The organism is Streptococcus mitis NCTC 12261, from assembly GCF_000148585.2.
Lineage (GTDB): Bacteria > Bacillota > Bacilli > Lactobacillales > Streptococcaceae > Streptococcus > Streptococcus mitis.
Genome location: NZ_CP028414.1, coordinates 883,096 through 902,325, shown reverse-complemented (window position 1 = coordinate 902,325; position 19,230 = coordinate 883,096). Strand labels below are relative to the sequence as shown.

20 protein-coding genes are annotated in these 19,230 nt (G+C 38.5%); 6 read left to right on the top strand and 14 right to left on the bottom strand.

The window, feature by feature from the left end:
• The first annotated feature begins 94 nt into the window (after nt 1-94).
• Together dhaS and dhaQ are read left to right on the top strand one after the other, a co-directional pair.
• A complete protein-coding gene (gene dhaS, locus SM12261_RS04735) occupies nt 95-625 on the top strand; it encodes a dihydroxyacetone kinase transcriptional activator DhaS (protein WP_000168614.1) in 531 nt (176 codons plus the stop codon).
• Nucleotides 622-1,611, top strand: coding sequence for a DhaKLM operon coactivator DhaQ (dhaQ, locus tag SM12261_RS04730; RefSeq protein ID WP_000142828.1), 990 nt, complete (start codon nt 622-624; stop codon nt 1,609-1,611). The genes dhaS and dhaQ overlap by 4 nt, the downstream gene beginning before the upstream one ends.
• Nucleotides 1,612-1,708: 97 nt before the next feature.
• On the opposite strand, the gene SM12261_RS04725 is transcribed toward dhaQ, so the two are convergent.
• The 4 genes from SM12261_RS04725 to SM12261_RS04710 all read right to left on the bottom strand — a co-directional run bounded on the left by SM12261_RS04725 (nt 1,709) and on the right by SM12261_RS04710 (nt 4,934).
• Complete coding sequence (locus SM12261_RS04725) at nt 1,709-2,248, bottom strand: ClbS/DfsB family four-helix bundle protein (RefSeq protein ID WP_001137902.1); 540 nt, start codon at nt 2,246-2,248, stop codon at nt 1,709-1,711.
• Nucleotides 2,249-2,304: 56 nt separating this feature from the next.
• Nucleotides 2,305-2,799, bottom strand: coding sequence for a YkgJ family cysteine cluster protein (locus SM12261_RS04720; RefSeq protein ID WP_000031480.1), 495 nt, complete (start codon nt 2,797-2,799; stop codon nt 2,305-2,307).
• Between the two features lie 132 nt (nt 2,800-2,931).
• On the bottom strand, nt 2,932-4,665 hold the full coding sequence (ptsP, locus tag SM12261_RS04715) for a phosphoenolpyruvate--protein phosphotransferase (RefSeq protein ID WP_004241506.1): 1,734 nt from the start codon (nt 4,663-4,665) through the stop codon (nt 2,932-2,934).
• A gap of 5 nt (nt 4,666-4,670) precedes the next feature.
• Nucleotides 4,671-4,934 carry a phosphocarrier protein HPr gene (locus tag SM12261_RS04710; RefSeq protein WP_000146947.1) on the bottom strand — a complete coding sequence of 88 codons (264 nt, stop codon included), beginning with the start codon at nt 4,932-4,934 and terminating at the stop codon, nt 4,671-4,673.
• 350 nt (nt 4,935-5,284) lie between these two features.
• Between SM12261_RS04710 and nrdH the strand changes: the two genes are divergently transcribed.
• The 4 genes from nrdH to SM12261_RS04690 all read left to right on the top strand — a co-directional run bounded on the left by nrdH (nt 5,285) and on the right by SM12261_RS04690 (nt 9,805).
• Nucleotides 5,285-5,503, top strand: a complete 219-nt coding sequence (nrdH, locus tag SM12261_RS04705) for a glutaredoxin-like protein NrdH (RefSeq protein ID WP_000259240.1) — start codon at nt 5,285-5,287, stop codon at nt 5,501-5,503.
• Between the two features lie 80 nt (nt 5,504-5,583).
• Nucleotides 5,584-7,743 (top strand): class 1b ribonucleoside-diphosphate reductase subunit alpha, encoded by a 2,160-nt coding sequence (nrdE, locus tag SM12261_RS04700; protein WP_000523256.1) that lies wholly within the window; start codon nt 5,584-5,586, stop codon nt 7,741-7,743.
• A gap of 189 nt (nt 7,744-7,932) precedes the next feature.
• A complete protein-coding gene (gene nrdF, locus SM12261_RS04695; RefSeq protein ID WP_000451386.1) occupies nt 7,933-8,895 on the top strand; it encodes a class 1b ribonucleoside-diphosphate reductase subunit beta in 963 nt (320 codons plus the stop codon).
• A 142-nt stretch (nt 8,896-9,037) separates the two neighbouring features.
• Nucleotides 9,038-9,805 (top strand): DeoR/GlpR family DNA-binding transcription regulator, encoded by a 768-nt coding sequence (locus SM12261_RS04690; RefSeq protein ID WP_049516646.1) that lies wholly within the window; start codon nt 9,038-9,040, stop codon nt 9,803-9,805.
• Between the two features lie 104 nt (nt 9,806-9,909).
• On the opposite strand, the gene SM12261_RS04685 is transcribed toward SM12261_RS04690, so the two are convergent.
• The 10 genes from SM12261_RS04685 to SM12261_RS04640 all read right to left on the bottom strand — a co-directional run bounded on the left by SM12261_RS04685 (nt 9,910) and on the right by SM12261_RS04640 (nt 19,137).
• On the bottom strand, nt 9,910-10,167 hold the full coding sequence (locus tag SM12261_RS04685; protein ID WP_000471575.1) for a DUF3884 family protein: 258 nt from the start codon (nt 10,165-10,167) through the stop codon (nt 9,910-9,912).
• A gap of 41 nt (nt 10,168-10,208) precedes the next feature.
• The gene (gene lacG, locus SM12261_RS04680) at nt 10,209-11,615 is read right to left on the bottom strand and encodes a 6-phospho-beta-galactosidase (RefSeq protein ID WP_000169253.1); all 1,407 of its coding nucleotides are present in this window, start codon (nt 11,613-11,615) and stop codon (nt 10,209-10,211) included.
• 213 nt (nt 11,616-11,828) lie between these two features.
• On the bottom strand, nt 11,829-13,520 hold the full coding sequence (locus SM12261_RS04675) for a lactose-specific PTS transporter subunit EIIC (RefSeq protein WP_001037324.1): 1,692 nt from the start codon (nt 13,518-13,520) through the stop codon (nt 11,829-11,831).
• Nucleotides 13,520-13,837, bottom strand: a complete 318-nt coding sequence (locus SM12261_RS04670; protein WP_001078320.1) for a PTS lactose/cellobiose transporter subunit IIA — start codon at nt 13,835-13,837, stop codon at nt 13,520-13,522. Before SM12261_RS04670 ends, SM12261_RS04675 begins: the two co-directional genes overlap by 1 nt.
• 35 nt (nt 13,838-13,872) lie before the next feature.
• Nucleotides 13,873-14,709, bottom strand: a complete 837-nt coding sequence (locus SM12261_RS04665) for a PRD domain-containing protein (protein ID WP_004254529.1) — start codon at nt 14,707-14,709, stop codon at nt 13,873-13,875.
• A 234-nt stretch (nt 14,710-14,943) separates the two neighbouring features.
• Nucleotides 14,944-15,924 (bottom strand): tagatose-bisphosphate aldolase, encoded by a 981-nt coding sequence (gene lacD / locus SM12261_RS04660; protein ID WP_001229119.1) that lies wholly within the window; start codon nt 15,922-15,924, stop codon nt 14,944-14,946.
• Nucleotide 15,925: 1 nt separating this feature from the next.
• Nucleotides 15,926-16,855, bottom strand: a complete 930-nt coding sequence (locus SM12261_RS04655; RefSeq protein WP_000604289.1) for a tagatose-6-phosphate kinase — start codon at nt 16,853-16,855, stop codon at nt 15,926-15,928.
• 10 nt (nt 16,856-16,865) lie between these two features.
• Complete coding sequence (gene lacB, locus SM12261_RS04650; protein WP_001216910.1) at nt 16,866-17,381, bottom strand: galactose-6-phosphate isomerase subunit LacB; 516 nt, start codon at nt 17,379-17,381, stop codon at nt 16,866-16,868.
• 148 nt (nt 17,382-17,529) lie between these two features.
• Complete coding sequence (gene lacA / locus SM12261_RS04645) at nt 17,530-17,955, bottom strand: galactose-6-phosphate isomerase subunit LacA (protein WP_000029277.1); 426 nt, start codon at nt 17,953-17,955, stop codon at nt 17,530-17,532.
• Nucleotides 17,956-18,240: 285 nt separating this feature from the next.
• Nucleotides 18,241-19,137, bottom strand: coding sequence for an aldose 1-epimerase family protein (locus SM12261_RS04640; protein WP_000234197.1), 897 nt, complete (start codon nt 19,135-19,137; stop codon nt 18,241-18,243).
• Nucleotides 19,138-19,230: the final 93 nt, after the last annotated feature.

Below are 19,230 nucleotides of genomic sequence, written 5' to 3'. Positions count from 1 at the left end.
AGATGATAAGGGACAGATTCTATTATTTGTCCCCTTTTAAACCCGTTTAAAACATTTTTTTGGTAAAATGAAGTAAGTAAAAGAAAGGCTTCCTATGGCATCATCACTTATTACAAAAAAACGGATTACCAAGGCATTTAGAGACCTTTTAGCTACTAGAGAATTTGACAAAATCTCCATTGTAGATATCATGGAATCAGCTGGCATTCGTAGACAGACCTTTTATAATCACTTTCTTGACAAATATGAACTGCTAGACTGGATATTTGAAAATGACTTAACCGAGTATATCACCAATAACTTGGACTTCATTCAGGGCCAAAAACTATTACAAGAATTATTTTTTTATTTCGAACAAGAGCGTGATTTTTATATTCAACTTTTTGATATTCAAGGGCAAAATAACTTCTATGACCACTTTATCAGCTACTGTCGCTTGCTTGTATCAAAAATTTTAAGAGAATATGGTCAGATTGATATCGATTCATCTGCTTATACTTGTTTTTTGTTAGACTATCATTCACACGCTCTAGCAGAAATCGTGAAAGCTTACGTCAATAAAAAAAGTCCAGTTCCACAACCAGACTTTCTAATCATGACAATTATTGGAAAGAGACCACAATGACATTTATTTCAAATCATAAACAAAAAATTATTTCAAGTTACATTTCGGCAACTGTCAGCAGTCATCCTGAATTAGAAAAACACCCTACTTTACCACTAGTCTATCAAAAAAATCGCAATCCTCATCAGGTTCCAATATTGTCGGGTGGAGGTTCCGGTCACGAACCTGCGCATATTGGATATGTGGGAGAAGGAATGCTTACTGCTGCTATCTATGGCCAATTATTTACTCCTCCTACAAGAACTGAAATCTTAGAGTCCATTCGTTTTTTAAACAATGGTCACGGTGTCTTCATCATTGTAAAAAATTTCGAAGCAGACACCAAAGAATTTAGCTGGGCCATTAACACTGCTAGAAAAGAAGGAATTAAGGTCGGCTATAGTCTAGCACACGACGATATTTCAATTGAACCTCACAATAGATTTCAAATTAGAGGAAGAGGGCTTGCAGGGACAATCTTACTTCATAAAATCCTAGGATTTGCAGCTCAAAATGGTGCCAACATCGAGCAACTAACTGATTTAGGTCATCAGCTTGCTCCCGAAATCGCAACAATTGGCTTTGCAACGAAAGCTGCTAGTCTCCCCCAAGCCACCCTTCCACTATTTAACTTGGAAGAAGGAAATATTTCCTATGGTATTGGGATACATGGCGAAGAAGGCTATCGTATCGTCCCATTCCAATCATCGGAAATCCTTGCAAATGAAATTATAAGTAAATTAAGATTGCACTATCATTGGAAAAAGGGTGATCAATTTATATTGCTTGTAAATAATCTAGGCACTACCAGCAACTTAGAAATGGGCATATTTATCAATGATATCCTTCAACTCTTAGAAATTGAAGGAGTCACTATTACCTTTATAAAATCAGGAACATTTATGACCAGTCTAGATATGGCAGGTATATCCGTAACTCTTTGCCCCGTAAAAAATAAACAGTGGTTAGAAGCGCTCAATGCTCCAACGACAGCTTTTGCATGGTAATTTGCTTGTATAACTCAAAAGGGCTACATCACTTGATGGCCCTTTGTTTTTATCTTACGTTTAAAAGAACTCATTCTTGACATTTCAAATAGGCCATCTATCCCTTACAATTCTTCCGATGAGCTTTGAGTTTTTTCAGAGCCCAATCATAGTGGCTTGACGTACTACTGACAAAGTAGGAACCTAGACTTGTCCCTCCCGTCCACTTATAGATACCTTTGGTAAAGAGTTCATCATTGCTAAAAACTTCTATCAACTCTAAAACCTCCCTATGTGATTGTTCTAGGAGTCTAGTCGCTTCTTCTAAGGAGGTTTTCTGGTGCTTCTTCCAAAAAGCGATATTCATTTCTCCATAAGTTTTCCAATTATAAGGTTCAGGTAGAAAAGGCCTTTCGTGACCTTCTTGATTAGAATGTACCCAAGTCAAAAGTAACTGATGCCATTCATAAAGATGGATCAGAACATCTCTTAGATTTTTATCCCTTTTCCAGTGAGCTTCTTTTTTCTTTGGGTCTCTTGAAAAATCAAATGGAGTCTGTAGCTCATCTTCACTTAGTTGGGAGATGAAACGATTGAGCTTTTCATAGTTTTCCTTAGAGGCCAGTACTAGCTCCTCTTTTGTTTTCGGTCTAGGCACAGAGTTCTCCCTTCATATTGTTAGTTATTATTAGAAATTTTTTATCCTTTAAATCTCTATAACTTATCCTTTAATTTCTCAACAAAGAGATAGGCTGCTGGACAGGTCAAAGTATTCTTAATCGTCAAATGGTTGATTTGATGGATCTTTTTGCGATCTGTATGGGGGAACTCTCGGCAGGCCTTGGGACGAACATCATAGATGGAACAGAGATTATCTCCTCCTAGAAAGGGACAAGGCATGGATTTAAAAACCTTATCGCCATCTGCATCTACCTGAAGGAACTCCGCTTCAAAAGCTGGTAATTTCATCTTAAAATACTTGGCGATTCGTGTAATATCCGCTTCTTTAAAGTCCGGTCCCAATGTCTTACAACAGTTGGCACAGGCAGTGCAATCAATCTCCTCAAAAACTTCTTGGTGTATCTGCTGGGCTATCTTGTCTAGGTTTTTAGGAGGTTTTTTCTTTAGATTGGCTAAAACTTTACGGTGTTCCTTCTGCTTTTGCAAGGCTAGCTGGTGGTAATACTCAATATCAATTTCTTTAGACATGATTTCTCTCTTATTCTATTTGTTTCTCCTATTATATCATGCCTCTTCATCATTGAAAAGTGGACTTCACAAGACTATACTATTCCCAAATGTATCAAAAAACCTTGCAACTAGGTTACAAGGTTAATGACATTAATCGAAGTTAACGTATTCTTTTTGAAGTTCAAGGACTTCTTCCATTGTTGAACACTCTGTAAGGGCACGGTTAGCGTACTCTTCCATCTTAGCAGTGTCCAATTTCTTCATCAAGCTACGTGTACGAAGGACTGATGTTGCTGACATAGAGAACTCATCCAAGCCCATTCCGACAAGAAGTGGAACAGCTTTTTGGTCACCAGCCATCTCACCACACATACCAGCCCATTTACCTTCAGCGTGAGCTGCCTTGATAACGTTGTTGATCAAGCGAAGGATTGATGGGTTATATGGTTGGTAAAGGTATGAAACTTGCTCGTTCATACGGTCTGCTGCCATTGAGTATTGGATCAAGTCGTTTGTTCCAATTGACATGAAGTCTACTTCTTTTGCAAATTGGTCTGCAAGCATCGCTGCTGCAGGGATTTCAATCATGATACCAACTTGGATATCATCCGCAACTGCAACACCTTCAGCAAGAAGGTTTGCCTTTTCTTCTTCATAAACTGCTTTGGCTGCACGGAATTCTTTCAAAAGAGCAACCATTGGGAACATGATACGCAATTGACCATGAACAGAAGCACGAAGAAGAGCACGGATTTGTGTACGGAACATTGCATCTCCAGTTTCAGAAATAGAGATACGAAGGGCACGGAATCCAAGGAATGGGTTCATTTCATGTGGCATATCGAAGTAAGGAAGTTCCTTATCTCCACCAATATCCATTGTACGAACAACCACTGGTTTACCATTCATTCCCTCAAGAACAGCCTTGTATGCTTCATACTGCTCATCTTCAGTTGGGAAGTCTTGAGAATCCATGTACAAGAACTCTGTACGGTAAAGTCCAACCGCTTCTGCACCGTTGTTGTTAACACCTTCAACGTCTTTTGGAGTACCGATGTTAGCAGCCAACTCGAAGTGTTTACCGTCAGCAGTCACTGTTTGAGCATCTTTCAAAAGGGCCCATTCAGCTTTTTGTTTAGCATAAGCTTCACCAGCTGCTTTAAATTCTGCCGCTTGTTCATCTGTTGGGTTGATAATCACTTCACCAGTAATTCCGTTAACGGCAAGGATATCACCGTCTTTCACTACTTCAGTGATGTTATTTGTTCCCAATACAGCTGCAATTTCAAGTGTACGTGCCATGATAGCTGAGTGGCTTGTACGTCCACCGATATTTGTTACAAAAGCTTTTACAAAGTTTTTGTCCAATTGAGCTGTATCAGATGGTGTCAAGTCATGCGCAATCACAATTACTTCTTCATTGATAGAAGCTGGGTTTGGCAATTTCTTACCAAGAAGGTTTGCCAATACACGTTTTGTCACGTCGCGGATATCCGCTGCACGTTCTTGCATATATGGGTTGTCTTCCATGCCTTCAAAGATAGTGATGAACATGTCAGTCACTTCTTTAAGACCTGCTTCTGCATTGACTTTCTTAGCACGGATTGTTTCTTTAATCTGACCAATCAATTCTGGGTCAGCAAGAACCATCAAATGAGCGTCAAAAACTTGAGCCGCTTCTTCACCAAGCGTACCTACAGCTTTCTCACGGATAAGAGAAAGCTCGTTTTGAGAAGCTTCAAGAGCTACATCCAAACGAGCCTCTTCTGCGTTTGTATCTTCGACTGAAACAGTCTCGAATGACAAATCCGGTTGAACGAGTAGATATGCTTTTGCAACTGCAACACCGTCAGATGCTGCGATTCCTTTAAGCATTTCTGTCATTTTCCTTATGCCAATCCTTCTTTTTCCATTGTTTCTGAGATTGCAGCGATAGCGTCATCTGCATCTGCACCTTCAGCTGAGATAGTTACATCAGCACCTTGGCCAACACCAAGACTCATAACACCCATGATTGATTTAAGGTTAACTGATTTACCTTTGTACTCAAGAGTGATATCTGAAGCAAATTTGCTTGCAGTTTGTACCAACAATGTTGCTGGACGTGCGTGAATACCTGTTTCTGCCACTACGTGGAAATCTTTAGAAGCCATAGTTTGACTCTCCTTTTGTTCTTTCTTTTTTGAGTTATATGTGATAACCCTTACAATTTGGTATTATATCATCTTCTAGGATTTTTTTCAAGCATTTTATGGGATTTATTCGATTTCCTTTCAGATAACTTGCTGAAAATCTTCTATTCTAGATAACAAAACACAGGATATAGTTTTCCAAAAAACTACTTCTAGGATAATTATCACTATTTCATAAAACAAACACTACATATTGTGTTTTGCAACCTTTAGTAGAAAAATAGACCACTATATTTAGTTTCAAATCATTGACAAAAATTTATTTTCTGATATACTAAGAAAGTAATCTATTTTGAAAGAGGAGTTACACAATGGTAACCGTTTATTCTAAAAACAACTGTGTCCAATGTAAGATGACTAAACGTTTCTTGGACAGTAATAATGTCGCTTATCGTGAAATCAATCTTGATGAGCAACCTGAGTACATCGATCAAGTTAAAGAGCTCGGTTTCAGCGCAGCTCCTGTTATCCAAACACCAACTGAAGTCTTTTCAGGTTTCCAACCAGGAAAACTGAAACAATTAGCATAATCTTAGTACATCATCCAGAAGAAACTGCTTCTAGGGCTAACTTAGAAGCCTTTCTTTTGTAATTAGATAAGGGAAATTTTATGGGATTAAAACATCTTGAAGACGTGACTTACTTCCGTCTCAATAACGAAATCAACCGTCCTGTCAATGGACAAATCATGCTTCATAAAGATAAGGAAGCCTTGGATGCCTTCTTTAAAGAAAATGTAGTTCCAAACACTATGGTTTTTGATTCAATCAAAGATAAAATCAACTACCTCATTGAACACAACTACATCGAAACAGCCTTTATCAAGAAATACCGTCCAGAGTTTTTGGAAGAATTGTCTCAATTTATCAAAGACCAAAACTTCCAATTCAAGTCTTTCATGGCAGCTTATAAATTTTACAATCAATATGCTTTGAAAACTAACGACGGTGAATATTATCTTGAAAGCATGGAAGACCGCGTCTTCTTTAACGCCCTTTATTTCGCTGATGGGAATGAAGCTATTGCCATCGATATTGCCAATGAAATCATCCACCAACGCTACCAACCAGCTACTCCTTCCTTCTTGAATGCTGGACGTGCTCGTCGTGGAGAATTAGTATCATGTTTCCTGATCCAAGTAACTGATGATATGAACTCTATCGGACGTTCTATCAACTCAGCTCTTCAACTTTCACGTATCGGTGGTGGTGTGGGAATTACCCTCAGCAACCTTCGTGAAGCTGGTGCACCTATCAAAGGCTATGAAGGAGCAGCTTCTGGGGTCGTTCCAGTTATGAAACTTTTCGAAGATAGCTTCTCTTACTCAAACCAATTGGGTCAACGTCAAGGTGCCGGTGTTGTCTACCTCAACGTCTTCCACCCAGATATTATCGCCTTCCTTTCAACTAAGAAAGAAAACGCCGATGAAAAAGTTCGTGTAAAGACCCTTTCACTTGGTGTTGTAGTACCCGATAAATTCTACGAATTAGCACGTAAAAATGAAGAAATGTACCTCTTCAGCCCATACTCTGTAGAACTTGAATACGGTGTGCCATTTAACTACATCGACATCACTGAAAAATACGATGAATTGGTCGCAAATCCAAACATCCGCAAAACAAAAATCAAAGCGCGTGATTTGGAAACTGAAATCTCTAAATTGCAACAAGAGTCTGGTTACCCTTATGTCGTCAACATTGATACGGCTAACCGTGCAAATCCTGTTGATGGTAAGATTATCATGAGTAACTTGTGTTCTGAGATTCTTCAAGTTCAAGAACCAAGCTTGATCAACGATGCTCAAGAATTCCTTCAAATGGGAACAGATGTTTCATGTAACCTTGGTTCAACCAACGTGGTCAACATGATGACCTCACCTGATTTTGGTCGTTCTATCCGTGCTATGGTTCGTGCCCTTACTTTCGTTACAGATAGTTCGCACATCGTAGCTGTTCCTACTATCGACCATGGAAATAGCCAAGCCCACACCTTTGGTCTCGGTGCCATGGGACTTCACAGCTACCTTGCCCAACAATTGATTGAATATGGATCGCCTGAGTCTGTTGAATTTACAAGCATCTACTTCATGCTCATGAACTACTGGACCTTGGTAGAATCAAACAATATCGCGCGTGAACGTGGTATCACCTTCCACAACTTTGAAAAATCAGACTATGCTAACGGAAGCTACTTTGACAAATATGTGACTGGCGAGTTTGTTCCAAAATCAGACCGTGTTAAAGAACTCTTCAAAGATGTCTTTATCCCAAGTGCTGCTGACTGGGCTGAACTTCGCGAACAGGTTCAAGCAGATGGTCTTTACCACCAAAACCGCCTTGCTGTAGCGCCAAATGGTTCTATCAGTTACATCAACGACGTTTCTGCTTCTATCCACCCGATTACGCAACGTATCGAAGAACGTCAAGAAAAGAAAATCGGTAAAATCTACTATCCTGCTGCTGGCTTGTCAACAGAAACCATTCCTTACTACACTTCTGCCTACGACATGGATATGCGTAAGGTGATTGATGTCTATGCTGCTGCAACTGAGCACGTGGACCAAGGACTATCACTCACCCTCTTCATGCGTAGTGACATTCCAAAAGGTCTTTACGAATGGAAGAAAGAAAACAAACAAACGACACGTGACTTGTCAATCCTTCGTAACTATGCCTTTAACAAGGGTATCAAGTCTATCTACTACGTCCGTACCTTTACAGATGATGGTGGAGAAGTCGGTGCCAACCAATGTGAAAGCTGTGTGATTTAATCTTTCCTTGAGAAAACTACTTTTTCTCAGATAAGTGATTCATTCACCCTGCTAAACTAGAATAAGCATCTATACTATGAAATAACAAAAAGTCGGGCTTCCGACTTTTTGTGCGATACTCCTCTAGAATTATGATAAAATAGAAGTAATTGTGAGTTCGCAATACTAAACACAGAAAGAGATTTCAAAATGGAAACTTACTACAAAGCCATTAACTGGAATGCCATCGAAGATGTCATCGACAAATCAACTTGGGAAAAACTGACGGAGCAATTCTGGCTTGATACACGTATTCCTTTGTCAAATGACTTGGATGACTGGAGAAAGCTATCAAATGTAGAAAAAGACTTGGTTGGAAAAGTCTTTGGTGGTTTAACCCTTCTCGACACTATGCAATCTGAAACTGGGGTTCAAGCCCTTCGCGCAGACATCCGTACACCACATGAGGAAGCTGTTTTCAATAACATCCAATTTATGGAATCTGTCCACGCAAAATCTTACTCATCAATCTTTTCTACCTTGAATACTAAGGCTGAGATTGAAGAAATTTTCGAATGGACCAATACCAATCCTTACCTACAAAAGAAGGCTGAGATTGTCAACGAAATCTACCTAAACGGTAGCCCACTTGAAAAGAAAGTTGCTAGTGTCTTCCTTGAAACCTTCCTCTTCTACTCAGGTTTCTTCACTCCCCTCTACTATCTCGGTAACAACAAACTGGCCAACGTCGCTGAAATCATTAAATTGATTATTCGTGATGAATCTGTTCACGGAACCTACATTGGTTATAAATTCCAACTTGGTTTCAATGAATTACCTGAAGAAGAGCAAGAAAAACTCAAAGAATGGATGTACGATCTGCTATACACTCTCTACGAGAATGAAGAAGGTTATACAGAGAGCCTCTATGACGGTGTTGGTTGGACTGAAGAAGTCAAAACCTTCCTTCGCTACAATGCTAACAAGGCACTCATGAACCTGGGACAAGATCCACTCTTCCCAGATTCAGCTGATGATGTCAACCCAATCGTTATGAACGGTATTTCAACAGGAACTTCTAACCACGACTTCTTCTCTCAAGTCGGAAATGGTTACCTTCTTGGTGAAGTTGAAGCTATGCAAGACGATGACTACAACTACGGTTTGGACTAATTCAATTATCCCAGAACTGATAACAAATATCATGGCTTGTTTAAAACAACCATGATATTTTTGTTTTTGTTTTCTTTTGTTTTTTAAATTGATTGATTGAATACTTTATGATAAAATAGTAATAGAAATAGAGGTGATAACGATGTTAAAGCAAGAAAAACTAGATAATATTCTAGAAACGGTAAATACAAAGGGAACTATTACTGTAAAAGAAATCATGACTCGCTTGGATGTGTCAGATATGACTGCTAGACGCTACTTGCAAGAGTTGGCAGACAAGGATCTACTTGTTCGAGTACACGGGGGAGCTGAGAAAATTCGCACAGGTTCTATTTTAAATAATGAACGTTCCAATATTGAAAAACAAAGCTTACAAATCGCAGAAAAACAAGAAATTAGCCGTTTTGCAGGCCATTTAATTGATGAGGGTGAAACTATTTTTATCGGCCCTGGTACGACCTTAGAATCTTTTGCCCGTGAACTTCCAATTGATAATATTCGTGTTGTAACAAACAGTTTACCAGTCTTTCTCATCTTAAACGAACGAAAACTAACAGATTTGATTTTAATCGGTGGAAACTACCGCTCTATCACTGGAGCCTTTGTGGGAACACTAACCTTGCAAAACTTAGCCAATCTTCAATTTTCTAAAGCTTTCGTTAGCTGTAATGGTATTCAGGACAATGCGATTGCGACCTTTAGTGAAGAGGAAGGTGAATCTCAACGCATCGCCCTCAATAATTCCAATAAAAAATACTTACTAGCTGACCATAGTAAGTTCAATAAATTTGATTTCTATACCTTCTACAATATCTCTGATATTGATATCATCGTTTCAGATTCTAAACTGAGCAAAGAAACGTTTGAACAACTTTCAAAACAAACAAAAATTATTCTTTCTAAACCATAAAACTGAGGATTGATAAAAAATAAAATGCGTCATATCAAGAAAATAAGAATCTTGATATGACGCATTTTTGGATGAAGATTTTTACAAGGAGTTTCCTAGATTATTTATGATTGTTGAAACGGCATAAAATCTGAATCAAAGGAGATATTATCCCGTTCTTCAGGACTGATAAAATTTAAAAAGATATTTTTAAATTCTTCCAGCTCATAGTCTGAATGGCAAATCCATTCTTTACCGGTAGAGACATACCATTTCCCAAAATTTTTCAGCTCCTCATTAGTCAAACAAGGTATTTGAAAACATTTATCAAAATTGATAATATAAACTTTTTCATAAATAGATTGGATAAAATCTTTGAACATCTTTTGCCTCACTAGAATTCTATATCTAATTACTCATTCTACTAGTCTATAATCTGACTTTCTGCTACTTTCTTGTACCAGTGAGCTGATTTCTTAGGATAACGTTCTTGAGTTTCAAAGTCTACATAGAAGAGACCGTAACGTTTTTCATAACCGTTTGACCATGAGAAGACGTCCATCAATGACCAGATGAAGTATCCTTTGACGTTTGCACCATCAGCAATCGCATCAGATAAGACCTCTAAGTGTTGTTTGACATAATCAATACGGCCATCATCATAAACAGTATTGTCTACAAACTCATCTTTATAACCAAGTCCATTTTCAGTGATGTAAATCTTCTTATAGTTCGGATAATCTTTCTTCACGCGCATGATTTGGTCATACAAACCTTGAGGGTAGATAATCCAATCCCAATCCGTACGTGGTACATAGTCAGGAGCTACACGACGACCAACACCTTTGATTTGGTATTTAGAGCTTCCTTTCTCACCCTTACCATTATGGATAATTTCAGTTTCTCCATCAAAGGCTTCCATCCAGTCACTCATATAATAGTTGATGCCTAGAAAATCATTCAAGTCTTTCGCAGCTTCTAATGCTGTGAAATCTTCTTCACGAAGATCCAAGCTACCACCATTGACTGATAAGATATGGTTGACGCCTTCCATCGTTTCAGCTGAATAGTGACCTAGATAAGTTGCATCCAAGATAAATTTATTGTGGATGATATCTTCCAACTCAGCTGCACGAACATCTGCTGGATTTTTAGGATCTAAAGGATACTTGGTTGGCAGTGCGTGAACAACACCAATTTCACCTTTATAACCTTTATCTTTATATAGCTTAACTGCACGCGCATGAGAAACCATCATATTGTGGTGCGATTGGAAAACTTTGGCAAGGTCGTACTGAATACCTGGAGGGAATTTTCCAACCAAGTATTGACCATCACCAATTGGCCCAATTTCATTAAAGGTTGTCCAATAGTTTACTTCTGGGAATTCTTCAAAACAGAAGGCAGCGTAGTCTACAAAGTGTTCAATATTTTCACGGTTTAAGAAGTCTCCATTTGAGTGGAGAGCTTCTGGCGTATCAAAGTGATGAAGAGTTACAAAAGGCTCAACATGACGTTTGTGACACTCTGCAAATAGATTATGATAAAATTCAACACCTTTAGCATTTACTTGACCGTAACCAGTCGGGAAAATACGTGACCAGGCAATAGAAATTCGAATACCATTGACACCATACTCTTCTGCTAGCTTGAGGTCAACTGGGTATCGATTGTAAAAATCACTGGCTGGTTCGGCAGTGTACCAGTAGTTATCTTCAAGATACTTATCCCACGCAACTGGTCCTTTACCATCAGTATGTGTAGCACCTTCTGCTTGATAGGCAGCTGTTGCGCCACCGAAAATAAAGTCTTTTGGTAATGTTTTTGTCATTTTTTTCACCTATTTCTTGATTTAAATAAAGTAAAAGTGAGAGGAGAGGAGTCAGTGAGCCATCCTTCTCCATCTCACTTCTTGTACCAAGTCACCGAATTGTAACATGAGGAGGTAAAAACGATAGCTTTTACCGACGAATTAATAAGGCGATTAGGAAATTCGCCATAGCGATTGCCGTAACGATAGGAGACTGTTTCACAGTCCCTATCGTTAATCGAATTGAGCTTGTACGAATGCAAGAGCACCTTTTCCATCACGAGTTAATTTGATGTATTGAGCGCCTTCTGTTTTCGCTAGTTTAATACCGAGCTTATCTGTTTCTGCTTTCATGTCTTCAAAGTTTGAAGCAACTTGAGGGGCAAGGATAACAAGATCAAACTCTGGCAACATTTCACGGTGAGCACCATAGCCACCTGCTGCTGCTTTCACAGGAACATTGTATTCTGCAGCTGCCTTATTCAAAGCATTCGCAAGAAGTCCACTTGTCCCTCCACCTGCACAGAGAACGAGGACATTTGTTTCTTCAGTGATTGTATTTTGTGCTGCTTCTACACCAGCTTTTTCAAGAATAGCATCTGCTTTTGCAGTGTTGAAGTTTGCGGCAACTTTTTCTTTCAATTCATCATTAGATTTACCTGAACGCTCTTCTTCAAGAATTTGTTCATCATATACTTTAAGGAATGGATAGTAAATGACTACGTCAACCACGATTAGAAGGGCAGCAAGAATGAATGATAGAACTTGGAAGTTCGTACCAAGAACTAGACCTAGTGGAGCTGGAGTTGTCCATGGTAGATTAGCAGTAAATGAGTTCATTCCAAGTGTTTCAATAAAGAATTTGAAGATCCAAACGTTTGCGATTGGAGCAAAGATAAATGGAATGAAGAAGATTGGGTTTAATACAAGTGGTGCACCAAACAAGATTGGTTCATTTACACCAAAGAATGTTGGGACTACTGAAGCACGACCGATTGCACGGTTACGTTTAGATTTTGTTAACCACATGAACATGAATGGAACAACCAGTGTCGCACCAGTACCACCCATGGTAACGATAAACATTTGTGTACCAGAAGTAAGAATCTTGTCAGCGTGCATACCTTGTTGGAGAAGGTTCAAGTTGACTTCGGCATTGGCATAGGTAATAGCTGCGATAGCTGGTTCAACGATAGATGGACCATGGATACCAACAAACCAGAAGAAAGCAAAGGCACCAAAGATAATCGTAATACCTAGATAACCATCAGCAGCAGAGAATAATGGTGCAAAGAATTTACCGATTGATTCAGCTACGCTTGCACCAACAAAATGACGAGCTAGTAAATCAAGAGCATAAAGAGAAACAACTGATAGAGTGAATGGAATCACATCTTTAAAAACTTGTGAGATATTAGGTGGAACTTCGTCAGGCATACGAATAGTGACGTTGTTCTTAACACAAACCTTATAGATGGCTACAGTAACAAAGGCAGCAAGGAAGGCTGAAAGCAAACCTTTTGTCCCCAAGAATCCAGTAGCTAGGCCATTTTCGATAGGATCAGCTGCCAACATCAACAAACCAACAATCGCTGCTAACAGTGTTGACATATAGTTGATTTGATTGGTTTTCTCCATGCTACGGTTTACTGAGTCAGTCAATGACTTAGCTGTTGTACCAGCTACCAAGAGAGCCAGAATACCCATAGAATAGCTATAAGGTTTCATCAGAAAGGCTACAACTTCATCAGACCATTTAAAGCCCCATGAGTTTGGTACAAAGGCAATCAAGATAAAAATACTTGAGAAGAGAATAACAGGCATACCTGCAATGAAACCATCACGAATGGCACGAAGGTAGATATTACGAGATAGTTTCTCAAAGAAAGGCTTTCCTTTCTCAATAAATGCAATTAATTTATTCATTACTTAACTCCTCTCTTGTAGAGTTCAATTAAATGGTGCATCAAATCTTTTAATAAGATAGTTGTCATCAAGTGGTCTTGGCCATGCATCATGGTTACACTATAGGCTAAGTCCTCACCTGAAGCTTCCTTAGCCAATAGACTTGTTTGCGCGTGGTGAGCCTCTGCAATGCAAGAACCAGCTTCCTCGACTAAGCTATCTGCTTTCGCAAAATCGCCAGCTTCAGCAGCTTTCAAGGCTTCCAATAGTTTTGAACGAGCATCGCCAGCATAGGCTACGATTTCAAAACCTAACAATGTTACTTCTTCTCTATTCATGATAGAATTCTCCTTAGGTATTTTTAATTAAATTTTTATGACAATAAACGTTGGATATGTAGAACTAGATAAACTCGTTCACTTTTATACAAATCAAGACCCGTATGTTGCGTAATCACATCATAGATCTTGGAACCAATCTCGAACGCTTTTGGATAGGATTGTTTAATATGATCTTCCATATCCAGAAGTGATTGGTTATCATCTCTAGATCTGTCTAAATAATCCAAGAAATAATTCAAATGTATCATAAAACGATCATAGAAATGATTATTCTCTTTGGTTCGTTGAATTGCATAGTCCGTTAAAACTTCTTCAACATTCCTGAGAATTTCTTTCCTCTTATCAATCGACTCCACAAGTTCCACTTCATTTTCACCTTCGGCATTAATGAAATGATAAGCAATCCGAATAATTTCGTCCTCAGGAAAATGATCTGCTAGCTTCTGACGATAAATTTCAAAAGCTTCATTTGCGATTTGAAAAGCGACAGGATACTTAGTGGAAATATCTGGTAGATTACTATCCTTGTACCTTCCTTGTGCTAGAGCTTGGTAAGAACAGTAAATATGATCTGTCAAGGTTACGTAGAGATACTCTTGAATTGGATAATGATATTTCTTTGATAGCTTATCAATGATTTCATAGGTCACTGTGATAAAATCAAGCGGAACATCTTTGAGGAGAGCCATAAAGTTTTCTCTTGACTCTTCTGTCTTCATCCGAAAGATTTTCTCAATATGCTGTTCAGTAATCAAATCTCCCTTCCTCTTTCCAAATGTAATCCCCTTACCAATCACAATCACTTCTTCTCCTTTATCATTTCTGACAAGCGAGACATTGTGATTCATTGGATTTAGAATTCGATACATGTCAACCTCCTTTTATATCTTAAAGGTATATGAGTACAAAAAATGACCACAAATGAACTAGAAAATCAGCCGATTTCTAATTCACCTGTGATCATGCCTAATATTACTTAGTAACACTCACCTTGTATTAACTTGTGATTTAAGTATAGCACAAGTAAGTTATTTTGTAAACCTTTACATAAAACTTTTTTTAAAATTTTTTTAGATTCATGTTCCTAACCTAGGAGGACTTGCTTACACGCGTTCTTTCCATGAAGTCGCTGTTGTTTGAAGAACTTTATTGAGCTCATCAATGTTTTCAAAACCAGTTGTGCGAAGCCATTCGCGAGCTGCTGCTTCACCATCTTTGATGTATGCTTCAACTGATCCAGCCCATGTAGCACGGCCACAAAGAACTCCGTTAAAGTTTGCACCTGATTCATGAGCAAATACAAGAGTATCTTGGAAAAGTTTAGCTGATACACCAGCACTCAAGTAGATGTAAGGCAAGTTAGTTGCTTCATCTTGAGCTTTGAAGAAGGCTGCTGCTTCTTCACGTGTATAAACTACTTCACCTTCAGCGAAGCCTTCAACATATTTAATGTTAACAGGAACTTCTACTTTCAAGACATCAATGTTAAAGCGTGGGTCTGAGAAGACTTTCATAGCACCGATAACTTTGTGTGGTTTTACTTTCGCGTATTCTACAGAACCAGCGTCTGCAATTTTTTCATCATAAGCAAGGATTTCAAGGAAGAATGGGATATCTTCAGCCACACATTCAGAACCGATACGTTCGATGTAAGCTTGTTTTTCTTGGTTAAGTTCGTCTGAGCTATCTACATCATAGTAAAGCAAGAATTTAACTGCATCTGCACCTTCTTCTTTAATACGTTTTGCAGACCAAACATCCAAGCAGTCTGGCAAACGTTTTGTGCTTGTTGTATCATAACCTGTTTTTTCATAAGCAAGGAGAAGACCAGCTTTTGGATCAAGAGCTTTTGTAGCTGGAAGTCCATATTCAGGGTCAAGAAGCATTGATGAAGCGTATTTAGTCAATTCATCTGCTACCAAGACTTTAAGTTCTTCCATTTGAGCCACTGTTGGTTCTTCTGTTTGGTGTTGAGCCATTAGGCGTTTCAAAGCACCACGTTGGTCAAATGCAAGAGCTGAGATGATTCCATTTTCATCAGAAAGTTTTTCTAAGCGTGCACGTTTTTGTTCTGTTAAAGCCATTTTATACCTCTTTTACTATTAATTGATCATATAGAGCTTGATAGTTGGCCATGTTGACATGACCAGTCATTTTTTCTTGAGCATTGAGCATACCAAGGACATTTGCCTTGATGAGTAATTCTGCATCCGATTCTTTATGAAGTAAACCTGAAGAAATTCCAGCAACTGTAGAATCTCCAGATCCAACAGGGTTGACTACCTGAATTCTAGGAATATCTACCTTGTAGAAAGTGTCACCATGTTTGGCAAAGGCACCGTTGGCACCAAGCGAAACAATAATCCATTCAATCCCTGCAAACAAAGGTTCTTGAAGGACTTCTTTTAATTCATGCAAATCCTCAGAAACTTCTCTTCCAAGAAGCTGAGATAATTCCTCATTATTTGGTTTGATGACTGTTGGTTTATGTGGTGATTCAAGAACCGCCTGAAGTGCTACACCAGAGCAGTCCAAGACAACGGGCTTGCCAGCTTGATTAGCAAGTTCTACCAAGCTCGCATAGTAATCAACTGGAAGGCCAGCTGGCAGACTACCTGAGATAGCTACTACTTCAACTGACTTCAAGAGTTTTTTGAAATGTTCCAAAAAGTCTTGACCTTCTTGTTCAAGAACTTCAGGTCCTTTTTCAAGAACTTCTGTTTGGTTGTCACCGTGGAGAATAGCAATACAGTTACGAGTTTCTCCCTGAATTGAGAAGAAATCTTTCTTTACTTGATCATCGATATTTTCAACCAAAAACTCACCAAGTTTGCCACCCACTAAACCAGTAGCAAGAACAGAATCCCCAAATTCTGAAAGTACTCGGGTAACATTGAGTCCCTTACCACCAGCCGTTTTGGTTACATCCACCACACGATTGACAGTATCAATCTTCAACTCATCCAAAGGATAGGAAATATCGATGGATGGGTTCATTGTGACTGTTAAAATCATAGGTCACCTCTTAGTCGTGGTATTCTCCGCGATCCCATTTTTCAAGGAATTCAGTGAAGAAGTTTGCGTCTGTTTGTTGAGCATTGTGACTTTCAAGGTGTTCAATTTTCGCAATCAATTTTTTGTTTTCTTCAGATGGTTTGTATTCAGCATGGATGAAAGCTTCGATGATATCACACATGAGCAATTCACCAGTAATCTTACCACCAAAACCGATAACGTTAGCGTTCAATTGCTCTTTAGCATAAAGAGCTGTTGTCATATCACGAACCAAGGCAGAACGGACACCTGGAACTTTATTTACAGCATTGTTGATACCAACACCAGTACCACAGATACATACCCCAAGATCAGCTTGACCGCTAGTTACAGCTTCCCCTACTTTTTTACCAAAGATTGGGTAGTGAGTACGTGTATGGTCATATGTACCAAAGTCAATGACTTCATATCCTTTTGATTTCAAAAATTCTGAAACCGCCATTTTTTCATCTGTTACGATGTGGTCACATCCAATTGCAATTCTCATTAGTTATTCCCTCCGATTAATTATATAAATCTAATATCATTTATCCTTACTCAAGAAAAATCAAGATTAGCTTAGGAAGCGAGCTGCGAGCATAACTGAGGTTAGCTAAAGTGAGCTGACGACAGATTATCTTGATTTTTGAAGCGTATTAGCACATTTTGTTCAACATATCGACCCTGATTTGGTGACGTCCACCATCGTATTTACCGTTAACAAATCCTTTAGCGATGTTTTTAGCCAATTCATCACCAACAAGTTGTGCACCCATAGTGATCATACGTGAGTTGTTGTGACCACGAGTCATATAAGCTGAACGTTCGTCAGATACTTCTGCAGCAACCATTCCTTTGATCTTAGTTGCGACCATAAATGGACCAGCTCCATAAGCATCAATCACGATACCAAGGTTTTGTTCTTCTTTGTTTACTTCTGCAGCAACAGCAAGAGTCACATCAACAAAGTCTTGACCTTCAGCTGTAACATCCACAACGTGGAAGTTTTCTTTTTCCAAGAAGTCTTTCACAACTTCTTTCAATCTCAAACCTGCAGCATCTGCACCGATAACAATAGACATATTGTATACTCCTTTTATTTTTCTAGGCTAGTAAAAACTTTTATGGTTAGCAGTTTACCTACAAAAAGTTTTCTAGCAGTTTATTGACAAATTGGATTGAATGAGATGAATGACACCTTATTCAAGTTTAGGAAATCAGTTTCCTAGAAATAATCTTTCTCTACGAAAGAGAATATAACAAGTGATTGTTTGTTTGTGACAAACATCATTTGTTGCTTACAAACATAATATACTCCTATTTCTTAAAAAAGTCAACAATTAATGTTTGTTTTTGTGTTTTTTTAATTAAAAAATTTCGATATCAAAACCAATTTGATCCACTTGACCAGGTTCTAGGAGACGAACATTCTTCTTATCTTCTAGATGATCTCCTTCTTCAAGGGATGTTGACAAGCCAGACCAGGGTTCAAAAGCAATGAAAGGACCTTTATTCAAAGTTGACCAGATAATGAGATTTGGAAACTCTGCAAAGTTCACTTTCAATCCCTTATCATGTTTACGAGAACGAAGGGCAATTGTTCTAGATTGCAATTCATCTAAGGTGACTGCATCAGTGCTGAAAAGATCATAGCTGAGGTCTAATTCTTTTTGACCTTCTAGCCATGGACTTCTATCTTGAAAATCAAGCATACCTGTTTCTGGGAAAGGACGTGGAACAGAGCAAGTCTCTTCTTTTTCAAACTCTAGATAATAATCTTCATAGACTTCATCATCAAGCAGAGGACAATTAAATCCTGGATGTCCACCAATAAAGTAAGGCATGACCTTGCTAATTTCTTTATTAAATATTTTGTATTGAGTCCGCACTGTCTTTCCAGTAAGGATATAAGTGATTTCTAAGCGGAAATGATAAGGGTAGTTCTGATAGCTATTCTCATCGTCTTCAATTGCAAAAGTTACACTATTATCTGTCTGTTCAACTAATTCAAATTCTTTCTTACGAACCAAACCATGACGAGGAATCTTTCCTTTGATTTCTTGTCCATTATCATCTATATAAAGTGCTGTATCCTCTCTCAATGAACCACAAATGGGGAAGAGAACAGGAGCTTGTCCACTCCAATAAGTAGCATCTCCTTGCCACAAATACTCAACTCCCTCGGCATCTTTTATAGAAGAAAGAGCCCCACCAAAACTGTTAAATTCAACTCTTAATTGTTCTGATTTTAATTCAATTACCATGATTTTCTCCGATTTCTTGATAGTTTATAAAAAACTAGGTTGTCACTCCTAATGGTATGACAACCTAGTTTCAACAATTTACATTTTATAGGA

What these genes read in the sequence shown, in the direction of transcription:
- dhaS (WP_000168614.1), top strand. Translation starts at nt 95, where the DNA reads ATGGCATCATCACTTATTACAAAAAAACGGATTACCAAGGCATTTAGA.
- dhaQ (WP_000142828.1), top strand. Translation starts at nt 622, where the DNA reads ATGACATTTATTTCAAATCATAAACAAAAAATTATTTCAAGTTACATT.
- SM12261_RS04720 (WP_000031480.1), bottom strand. Translation starts at nt 2,799, where the DNA reads ATGTCTAAAGAAATTGATATTGAGTATTACCACCAGCTAGCCTTGCAA.
- ptsP (WP_004241506.1), bottom strand. Translation starts at nt 4,665, where the DNA reads ATGACAGAAATGCTTAAAGGAATCGCAGCATCTGACGGTGTTGCAGTT.
- SM12261_RS04710 (WP_000146947.1), bottom strand. Translation starts at nt 4,934, where the DNA reads ATGGCTTCTAAAGATTTCCACGTAGTGGCAGAAACAGGTATTCACGCA.
- nrdH (WP_000259240.1), top strand. Translation starts at nt 5,285, where the DNA reads ATGGTAACCGTTTATTCTAAAAACAACTGTGTCCAATGTAAGATGACT.
- nrdE (WP_000523256.1), top strand. Translation starts at nt 5,584, where the DNA reads ATGGGATTAAAACATCTTGAAGACGTGACTTACTTCCGTCTCAATAAC.
- nrdF (WP_000451386.1), top strand. Translation starts at nt 7,933, where the DNA reads ATGGAAACTTACTACAAAGCCATTAACTGGAATGCCATCGAAGATGTC.
- SM12261_RS04690 (WP_049516646.1), top strand. Translation starts at nt 9,038, where the DNA reads ATGTTAAAGCAAGAAAAACTAGATAATATTCTAGAAACGGTAAATACA.
- SM12261_RS04685 (WP_000471575.1), bottom strand. Translation starts at nt 10,167, where the DNA reads ATGTTCAAAGATTTTATCCAATCTATTTATGAAAAAGTTTATATTATC.
- lacG (WP_000169253.1), bottom strand. Translation starts at nt 11,615, where the DNA reads ATGACAAAAACATTACCAAAAGACTTTATTTTCGGTGGCGCAACAGCT.
- SM12261_RS04675 (WP_001037324.1), bottom strand. Translation starts at nt 13,520, where the DNA reads ATGAATAAATTAATTGCATTTATTGAGAAAGGAAAGCCTTTCTTTGAG.
- SM12261_RS04670 (WP_001078320.1), bottom strand. Translation starts at nt 13,837, where the DNA reads ATGAATAGAGAAGAAGTAACATTGTTAGGTTTTGAAATCGTAGCCTAT.
- SM12261_RS04665 (WP_004254529.1), bottom strand. Translation starts at nt 14,709, where the DNA reads ATGTATCGAATTCTAAATCCAATGAATCACAATGTCTCGCTTGTCAGA.
- lacD (WP_001229119.1), bottom strand. Translation starts at nt 15,924, where the DNA reads ATGGCTTTAACAGAACAAAAACGTGCACGCTTAGAAAAACTTTCTGAT.
- SM12261_RS04655 (WP_000604289.1), bottom strand. Translation starts at nt 16,855, where the DNA reads ATGATTTTAACAGTCACAATGAACCCATCCATCGATATTTCCTATCCT.
- lacB (WP_001216910.1), bottom strand. Translation starts at nt 17,381, where the DNA reads ATGAGAATTGCAATTGGATGTGACCACATCGTAACAGATGAAAAAATG.
- lacA (WP_000029277.1), bottom strand. Translation starts at nt 17,955, where the DNA reads ATGTCTATTGTTATCGGTGCAGATGCTGCAGGTTTGAGATTGAAAGAA.
- SM12261_RS04640 (WP_000234197.1), bottom strand. Translation starts at nt 19,137, where the DNA reads ATGGTAATTGAATTAAAATCAGAACAATTAAGAGTTGAATTTAACAGT.